Below are 8,440 nucleotides of genomic sequence, written 5' to 3'. Positions count from 1 at the left end.
GAGACTGACTTGATGAGGGAGAGATGATGACAACCCTCACGTCGGCCATGCTGGCGCGGCCGGGCTTTCGAAGTGGTCGGCGAAGAGGGTTTCGGTGAGGTAATCGACCAGCACGCGGACCTTGGGCGACAAATGCCGGTTCGAGGGCCAGAGCATGTGGAACTGGCCGGGGCCGTCGATGTGATCGTCGAGCACGGTGCGCAGGCGGCCTTCCGCCAGCCGGCGCCTTGCCAGGAAATCCGGCATGCAGCCGATGCCGAGACCGGCCTCCACCGCGCCGCCCAACGCTTCCATGTTGTTGCAGACGAGCAGGCTGCGGATCGCCAGCTCCGGCGCGCCTGATGGCATGGCAAGCGGCCAGTCCTGGACCTTGCCGCTGTTGGGAAAGCGAAAGCGGATGGCGGCGTGGCCGGCGAGATCGGCCGGGGTCTTCGGCGTGCCGTGCGCTTCCAGATAATCGGGTGCTGCGCAAAGCAGCATGCGAAACGGCCGCAGCGCCCGCGACATCAGCCGGGAATCCTGCAGGTCACCACTGCGGATCGCCACATCGACACCCTCGTCGATCAGATCGACGATGCGGTCGTTGAAATCGAGATCGAGCTCGACTTCGGGATAGAGGCGGACGAAGCCGGGGACGACGGGCAGCAGAAGATGATAGCTGACCAGCGGCAGGCTGAGGCGCAGACGGCCGCGCGGGGTGGCGACGGCAGCCGCAAGCGACGCCTGCGCGTCCTCGAGATCGTCAAGCACGCGGCGGCAGCGCTCGTGGAACAGCCGTCCCTCCTCCGTCAGCCTTATGCTGCGCGTCGAGCGCTGGAAGAGCCGCACGCCGACCTGCCGCTCCAGCGTCGTCACCGCCTTGCCGACGGCGGACGCCGACAGGCCGAGCACGCGCCCGGCGGCGACGAAGCTGCCGAGATCGGCGGTTTTCACGAAGGCCGAGAGGCCGTTGAGCTGATCCATGTTGCGCTTTCCACTCTTTCTATTCGAGCGAATTTTTCCATGATGAACGGCATCATAGGCCGCTTATCGCGATATTGAAGCGAATTTATCTTGTCTGCGCATTCGGCGATAGGCCTCCCGCTGTCGCCGCGCTTCACCTTTCACACAGGCGGATACCTCATGACACGACAACTCTCGACACCGCTTGACGCCGCCGGCGCAAGCCGAGCCGGCTACATCAGGAAGATCATGGCGTTGATCGGCATCTGCGCTGCCGCGGCCGCCATGCCGCTGACCTTCACCGGACCGGCGGTAGCTCTGCCGGCGATCAGCCGCGATCTCGGCGGCAGCCCGATCGCGCTCAACTGGGTCACCAATGCCTTCATGCTGACCTTCGGCAGCAGCCTGATGGCATCAGGGGCGCTCGCCGACAGCTATGGCCGCAAGCGCATCTTTCTGATCGGCCTGGTGGCCTTCCTCATGTTTTCGGCGAGCCTCGCCTTCGCCCCCGATATCGTCTGGTTCGACGTGCTGAGAGCGTTGCAGGGCATGGGTGCGGCGGCCGCCTTTTCCGGCGGCATGGCGGCGCTGGCGCAGGAGTTCGAGGGCAATGCGCGGATGCGGGCCTTCAGCATCGTCGGCTCCAGCTTCGGCGTCGGCCTCGCCTTCGGGCCGATCGCCTCTGGCTTTATGGTCGACGGCTTCGGCTGGCCGGCGATCTTCGCGCTTGTCGTGGGGCTGGGCACGATCGCCTTTGTCCTCGGCTCCATCTTTCTGCACGAGACGCGTGACCCGGAGGCCAGGGGGCTCGACTGGCCGGGTGCTGCAAGTTTCACGCTGGCCTTGGCGCTGTTCACCTACGGCGTGCTGCTGGCGCCGGAGAATGGCTGGGGAAGCCCTTCCGTCGTGGCGCTGCTCGTCGCCTCGGCAGCGCTTTTGGCCGGCTTCTGGCTGATCGAGCGGAGAACGGCGCGGCCGATGCTCGACCTGACGCTGTTTCGCTATCCGCGCTTCGTCGGCGTGCAGCTTCTGGCCGCCGCACCGGCTTATGCCTTCGTGGTGCTGCTCATCCTGCTTCCCGTGCGCTTCGTCGGCATCGACGGCATGAGCGAGGTGGGCGCCGGGCAGATGATGATCGCGCTATCCGGCCCGCTGCTGGTGCTGCCCGTCGTCGCCGGGCTGTTGACGCGCTGGTTCACCGCCGCGGTCATCTGCGGCGTCGGGCTGCTGATCGCGGCCGGCGGGCTGTTCTGGCTGTCGACCATTCCGGCGGGCGTGCCGACCTCGCAGCCGCTACTTCTGATCGGGCCGCTTCTGACAATCGGCATCGGCATCAGCCTGCCCTGGGGCCTGATGGACGGGCTTGCCGTCAGCGTCGTACCGAAGGAACGGGCCGGCATGGCGACGGGGATTTTCAGCACGACCCGCGTTGCCGGTGAAGGCGTGGCGCTTGCCATCGTCAGCGCGGTGCTTTCGGCGCTGGTCGGCACCCGGCTTGGGTCAGGTCTTGGTGGGTCAGGCGAAGAGGCGGCACGGGCGGCGCAGCGGCTGGTGACCGGCGATCTTGGCGCGGCGGCGGCCGTCATGCCCCAAATGGGTGGCGAGGCGCTGGCGCTGAACTACGCGCAGGCCTTCAGCACGCTGCTGATCCTCTTGGCGAGCATCACCATTTTCACGGCGGTCGTGGTGGTGGCGTTTCTCGGCCGCAAGGAGCCGGAGACGGTTTCGGAAGCGGCCGTTTGCGACAGTCCGGCGGGCTAAAATATCGGATCTGGCAGGGCCGCGACGGTGCTCCAATCGGGCACGAAACGCAGCGGCCCTGCCTCCCCGCCGTTGCGTTCCTGATGATGCGCCTCAGATGAGGCGAGAATTCGGCATTCCCGCTTTGATACAGGCGGAACCGGAATGAGTTTCGCGGCGTTCTAGGTGCGAAGCACAGGGGCTTCCGGGGAACGACTATTCATGGGTATTGCCAACGGCATTCGCAAACAGGCGAGCAAGATCGCGATCGGAGAGCGGCGGGTCAGTTCATGGGCGAAAAACATGACTGACGCAGAGGAAGCCATAATACAGGCGCCGGTGCGGCGTTTGGAGAAGGATGGCCTAGACATTTCAATGGCCTGGGCGATCATCGGCATCTTCGTGATCCTCGCTCTCTCGGCCGTCTACATGATGTCGCTGGTCCTGATCCCGCTAACGCTTGCCATTGTCGTCGGCATGATCCTTGGGATGCTTGCGGAGAAGCTGACGAAGCTCGGCGTGCCCCGGATCACCAACGCGGTCATCCTGTCGTCGGCCGTGGCGCTCATCATCTTCCTCGTCGCCAATTCGCTTGCGGGCCCGCTGACGACGCTTGCCAACGAGGGTCCGGACTTTGCCGAGAAGACGGCGAACCGGCTGATGCCCTATCTTGAGCGCATCAAATGGCTGCATATCACGCCCGAGACCTTCCAGAGCGGCCCGATGTCGGCAGAGAAGCTCCTGGAGAATACCGGCAACATCCTGCATCTCGTGACAGCGAACCTGACGCCGGCCCTGGTGCAGGCGTTGATCTTCTTCGCCGCACTGCTGCTCTTCCTGATGGGCCGCGTCAGCCTGCGCAAGTCGATCATCATGGTCTTTCGCGAGCGCTCGCAGCGGCTCGCCGCCATCCGCGTCATCAGCAGCGTCGAGCAGGTGCTCGGCTTCTATTTCGCCACCGCCTCCGTCATCTATGCCTGCCTCGGCGTCGTGATGACCATCATCGCCTATGCCGGCGGTTTGCCATCGCCGGTGCTTTGGGGCTTCTTCGCGTTTCTCTCGAGCTTCATCCCCTATCTCGGGATCACGATGATGACGCTGGCGATCGCGATTGCCGGTATCATCACGCATGATGCGCTCGTCGTCGGGCTGATCCCGGCAGCAGCCTTCTTCACCGTCCACCTGCTGATGGAAAACCTGATCTTCCCGGCGGTGATGGGACGGCGGCTGGAGATCAATGCTTTCGTGGTGTTCCTCGCCATTCTGTTCTGGACCTGGATGTGGGGTGCGGTCGGCGCTATGCTGGCGCTGCCTCTGTCGCTGATCGTCATGACCATCATCGACGAGCTGTTCATCGAAGAAAAGCAGCAGCCGCAACTGCCGAAGTGAGGCCGCCATGTCCGAGATAGAGCTGAAGAGCCTGAGCCAGGATCGATTGACCAGCGGCCGCTCGCCCTGGGGCAACGGCGTGAGGCGCCCCGTCTTCGCACCGCTCACCGATCATCTGCAGATCGATGCCCTCGTCATCGGCGGCGGTGTGACCGGGGCGCTGATGGGGCAGCACCTGGCCGAGCGCGGCCTGTCGGTTGCGATCGTCGACCGCGAGCATCCGGGGCTCGGGAGCACGGCCGCCAGCACCGCGATGCTGCAATGGGAGATCGACAAGACGCTGACGGAACTCGAGCAATTCTACGGCTTCGAGCGCGCCGTCGGCATCTACAGGCGCAGTGCGGCGGCCGTTTCCGGTCTCGCCAAGCTGATTGCCGCCTACCGCATCGACTGCGCCTTCCAGCCGCGCCGCTCGCTTTATCTCACTGGGAATCACGAGGGGGCGCGCGATCTCGCGGTCGAAGCCGAGCTCCGGCAACGCGCCGGGCTTCCGAGCCGGTATCTGGAACATTGCGATCTCTTCACCGAATTCGAGATCGACCGCGACGCCGGCATCCTGTCGCGCGGCTCGGCGGAAGCCGATCCGCTGCTCCTCACATGGGCGCTGCTGGGGATGGCGTCCAAGGACAGCGCGCGGCTCATCGATGCGTCCGTGACGCGGCTGCACAGCGAGGGCAACCGCGTGACGGCGGAAACCGACGGCGGCTTCGTGATCGAGGCGAAGACGGCGGTGCTCGCCACCGGCTACAGCCTGCCTGATATCGCGATGCCGAAACTGCACCGCACGACGTCGAGCTGGGCGATGGCAACCGTGCCGCAGGAACCGGGCACGCTGTGGCGCGACCAGGCGCTGATCTGGGAGGACAGCCACCCCTATCTCTACATGCGCACGACTGGCGACGGGCGGATCGTGGTCGGCGGCGAGGATGACGACACGGTCGATCCGGCCGCGCGCGACGCCAAGGCGCCGGAAAAGATCATGACGATCCGCGACAAGATGAAACTGATCTGGCCCCGCGCCGACACCCGCGTCGCCACCGCCTGGTGCGGCACCTTCGGCGAAACGGCGGACGGGTTGCCGCTGATCGGCCCGGTGCCATCGCTGCCGCATGTTTTTGGGGCGTACGGTTATGGCGGGAACGGGATCACGTTCTCGTATCTGGCGACGCAGGTGATCGGGGCGATGATGTCGGGGACGTATCGCGATTGGTTCGATGATTTCGCGATGGATCGGGATGGGCCGGGCGGTGGTTCGCGGCGGGATGAGACGGCAAGGGTGGAGATGGTGGTGCGGTAGAGTGGGTTGGTGGGGCTTAGGTTATGCCCGGAGCCACTCGTTGGGTTTTGACTAGATATCCGCTCGCTAGGTTGTGCCGTGTGATACCCCCCTCTGCCCTGCCGGGCATCTCCCCCACAGGTGGGGAGATTGGCTGGGGGCGGTCGCTCGCTCCGACATCAACGTTTGGATGGGAAGCACGTCACGAGTCGATCTCCCCCCTTGTGGGGGAGATGTCCGGCAGGACAGAGGGGGGTAACACGGGTTCCGATCTAGAGATCGTCTTTCCGCAGGTTAGCGCCAGAGAGCCACCCTACTCCGTCGTATCATCATCCCCACGATCCTCGACATCCTGCAGCCGCACGAACTCCGTGCCCTTGGCCTTCAGATCGAGAATTGCCTTCGCCACCCCCTCGCCGGCGGCGTGGGTCGGCTGGTTGATGTGGGAGATGACGACGTCGCCGTCCTTGGCGGAGGAGATGCGTTTTTCGGTGATCGCAGCACCAAGAAGCGAGCCGCCGTCGCCGTTTACCGAGTAGCCGGCGATGCGGTAGCCCATGGCGCGGATCTGGGCGATCGAAGAGAGGTCGTATTTGGCGGTCGAGCCGCGGAACCAGCGGGGGGCCGGGATGCCGGAGGCGAGCATGGCGTCGGCACCGCCCTGGACTTCGAGGCGCACGGCTTCGGGAGAACCAGCGGACGCGATGCCGTAGATCGATACCGGTTTGTCGACGGCGGGAATGTGGTTCTGGCCGTGATTTTCCAGTTCGAACAGATCGGGATTGGCGAGCATGACCTGCAGCGCTTGCGGGTTGTGCTTCAGCCAGCGGGCGGTGACGAAGATCGTTGCCGGGATGCGCTCCGACACCAGCACCGAGAGGATACGCTCGTCGGCCTTGCCCATGCAGGCGTCGAAAGTGAGCGCGACGCGGGCATGGCCCTTGATCTCGGAGCGGGCGACGCGAAGGTGCGGCTCGACGAGTTTCGTGGACGATGTCTGCCTGGGCGGCGTCTGCTTGGGCGCGGCCTTCGGGGCGGACTTCGGTGCCGTGTTCGCGGTCCCCGGGTCCGACGATAGCGGGACAACGGGCGCCGGCATGGTGGCCGCAACGATGGGCTGGATGGTCGCGGTTTGCCCGGCAGCGGCAATTGCGACCGGGGCAAGGAGCAGCGCCGAGGCGAGGACGATGTTTTTCATTGTGCCGGGACCGTGGAGTTCAAACCGAGTTCAGATGGCAGCAGCCGTATAGTGATCGCATCGGCCGCTTCCACGGCAAATTTACGGCCGGTTCGGCGCATTGCTGTTTCTGTCGATAAATAAGTCGTGGCTTAACGGCAAGGTGCGATCAGCCGGCCGAACGTTCGTCGAAGGCAGTGCGGGCTTTTTCCACATCCGGCAGGTAGTCGACGGTCCAGGCATAGAGCGCCTTGAACGGCGTCTGCAGCGAACGGCCGAGCGGGCTGATGCGGTATTCGACCGCCACCGGCGAGACGGGAATGACCTCGCGCGTGACGAGCCCGTTGCGCTCCAGCCGGCGCAGCGTCTGTGTCAGCGCCTTCTGGGTGATGCCGCCGAGCTGGCGCTTTATGGCGTTGAAGCGCAGCGGCCCGCGATCGAGCACGGTCAGGATCATCATCGACCATTTGTCGGCGATCTGGTCGAACAAGAGCCGGCTCGGGCAATCGACGACGAAGCTCTGCTCGATGGCGTCGGGACGGTCCGCCCGGCAATTGACGGGGGCTGAGATCGGCCGGTGTTCGTTCATGGCGGTTTCCTCGATGCTACCTAGGCGCTTCGTAGTGCCTCATTGACACTAGGTATATAGAATATACTTAAAGCGCGCCACCTTTCTACAGGAGTTTGCCCGTAATGAATGCAGCTGACGTCAACGCGCTGTTTGCGCCGTTCAAGATCAAATCGCTCGAGCTCAAGAACCGTATCGTCATGGCGCCGATGACGCGGACCTTCGCGCCCGAAGGCGTTCCGGGGGCTGATGTCGAGGCCTATTATCGCCGCCGCGCCGAAGACGGCGTCGGCCTGATCCTTTCGGAAGGCACCGTCATCGACAGGCCGGCGGCCAGCAACCATGAGCGCATCCCCTTCTTCCACGGCGAGAAGTCGCTTGCCGGCTGGAGCAAGGTGATCAAGACGGTTCACGACAAGGGCGGCAAGATGGGGCCGCAGATCTGGCATGTCGGCTCCGTCGCCCATCCGGCCGGCGACTGGCCGGCAAGCGGTGTCGAAAGCCCGTCCGGCCTGCTTGCGCCGGAGACGCCGCGCGGCGAAACGATGAGCGAGGAAGACATCGCCGACACGATCGCCGCCTATGCGCGGGCTGCCGCCGACGCCAAGCGGCTCGGCTTCGACACGTTCGAGATCCACGGCGCGCATGGCTATCTGATCGACCAGTTCTTCTGGGCCGGCACCAACAAGCGCACCGACCGCTATGGCGGCGCGACGCTGAAGGAGCGCGCCCGCTTCGCCGCCGAGGTGGTGAAGGCGATGCGCGAGGCCGTCGGTCCCGATTATCCGATCATTCTGCGTCTCAGCCAGTGGAAGCAGCAGGACTACAAGGCGCGGCTCGCCGAAACGCCTGACGCGATGACCGACTGGCTGATGCCACTTGTCGAGGCGGGCGTGGATGTGCTGCACTGCTCGCAGCGCCGCTTCTGGGAGCCCGAGTTCCCCGAGATCGACGGCGAACAGGGGCTGAATTTCGCCGGCTGGGCGAAGAAACTCACGGGTGCCGCGACCATCAGCGTCGGCTCTGTCGGTCTTTCCGGCGATTTCATGGCAGCGTTCGGCGGCGAGAGCTCGAGCGTCGTCGGGCTCGACAATCTGGTGCGCCGCATGGAGCGCGAGGAGTTCGACCTGATCGCCGTCGGCCGCGCGATCCTGAGCGATCCGCAATGGGTGACCAAGGTGCGCACCGGCGACAACGAGAACATGCGTCCGTTCACGGCAGCCGCCTTCGGCGAGCTGGTGTAAGGCGTCTCAGCCTATATGAATGCGAAACGGCGGCTCCATCAGGGCCGCCGTTTTGCTTTGGTCTGGACGAGAGGCTCTAAGGCTACTCAGTCGTAGAGGTAATA

At 64.7% G+C, this 8,440-nt stretch carries 7 protein-coding genes; 4 read left to right on the top strand and 3 right to left on the bottom strand.

Translation table 11 applies throughout. The features are described 5' to 3' along the window. Window positions 1–36: 36 nt before the first annotated feature. Window positions 37–963: a LysR family transcriptional regulator gene (locus B3605_RS07525; RefSeq protein WP_112946102.1), complete on the bottom strand. Its 927-nt coding sequence runs from the start codon at window positions 961–963 to the stop codon at window positions 37–39. A gap of 228 nt (window positions 964–1,191) precedes the next feature. Between B3605_RS07525 and B3605_RS07520 the strand changes: the two genes are divergently transcribed. From B3605_RS07520 to B3605_RS07510, 3 genes are all read left to right on the top strand, one after another. Next, window positions 1,192–2,703: an MFS transporter gene (locus B3605_RS07520; protein ID WP_183796324.1), complete on the top strand. Its 1,512-nt coding sequence runs from the start codon at window positions 1,192–1,194 to the stop codon at window positions 2,701–2,703. Between the two features lie 201 nt (window positions 2,704–2,904). Further along, window positions 2,905–4,071, top strand: a complete 1,167-nt coding sequence (locus B3605_RS07515; RefSeq protein ID WP_112946104.1) for an AI-2E family transporter — start codon at window positions 2,905–2,907, stop codon at window positions 4,069–4,071. Between the two features lie 7 nt (window positions 4,072–4,078). Next, complete coding sequence (locus tag B3605_RS07510; protein ID WP_112946105.1) at window positions 4,079–5,368, top strand: NAD(P)/FAD-dependent oxidoreductase; 1,290 nt, start codon at window positions 4,079–4,081, stop codon at window positions 5,366–5,368. Window positions 5,369–5,660: 292 nt separating this feature from the next. Here B3605_RS07510 and B3605_RS07500 read toward each other — a convergent pair whose 3' ends face one another. Together B3605_RS07500 and B3605_RS07495 are read right to left on the bottom strand one after the other, a co-directional pair. Then, window positions 5,661–6,545 (bottom strand): polysaccharide deacetylase family protein, encoded by an 885-nt coding sequence (locus B3605_RS07500; protein ID WP_112946106.1) that lies wholly within the window; start codon window positions 6,543–6,545, stop codon window positions 5,661–5,663. Window positions 6,546–6,693: 148 nt separating this feature from the next. Next, window positions 6,694–7,053: a winged helix-turn-helix transcriptional regulator gene (locus tag B3605_RS07495; protein WP_183796326.1), complete on the bottom strand. Its 360-nt coding sequence runs from the start codon at window positions 7,051–7,053 to the stop codon at window positions 6,694–6,696. A gap of 164 nt (window positions 7,054–7,217) precedes the next feature. On the opposite strand from B3605_RS07495, the gene B3605_RS07490 reads away from it, so the two are divergent. Then, window positions 7,218–8,336: an NADH:flavin oxidoreductase gene (locus tag B3605_RS07490; protein WP_112946108.1), complete on the top strand. Its 1,119-nt coding sequence runs from the start codon at window positions 7,218–7,220 to the stop codon at window positions 8,334–8,336. Window positions 8,337–8,440 lie beyond the last annotated feature (104 nt).

The sequence above is a fragment of the Rhizobium sp. UBA1881 genome (genome assembly GCF_002338015.1).
Classification (GTDB): domain Bacteria; phylum Pseudomonadota; class Alphaproteobacteria; order Rhizobiales; family Rhizobiaceae; genus Rhizobium.
The sequence above is the reverse complement of the archived record's forward strand: the minus strand, read 5'-3'. Positions and strand labels throughout refer to the sequence as shown.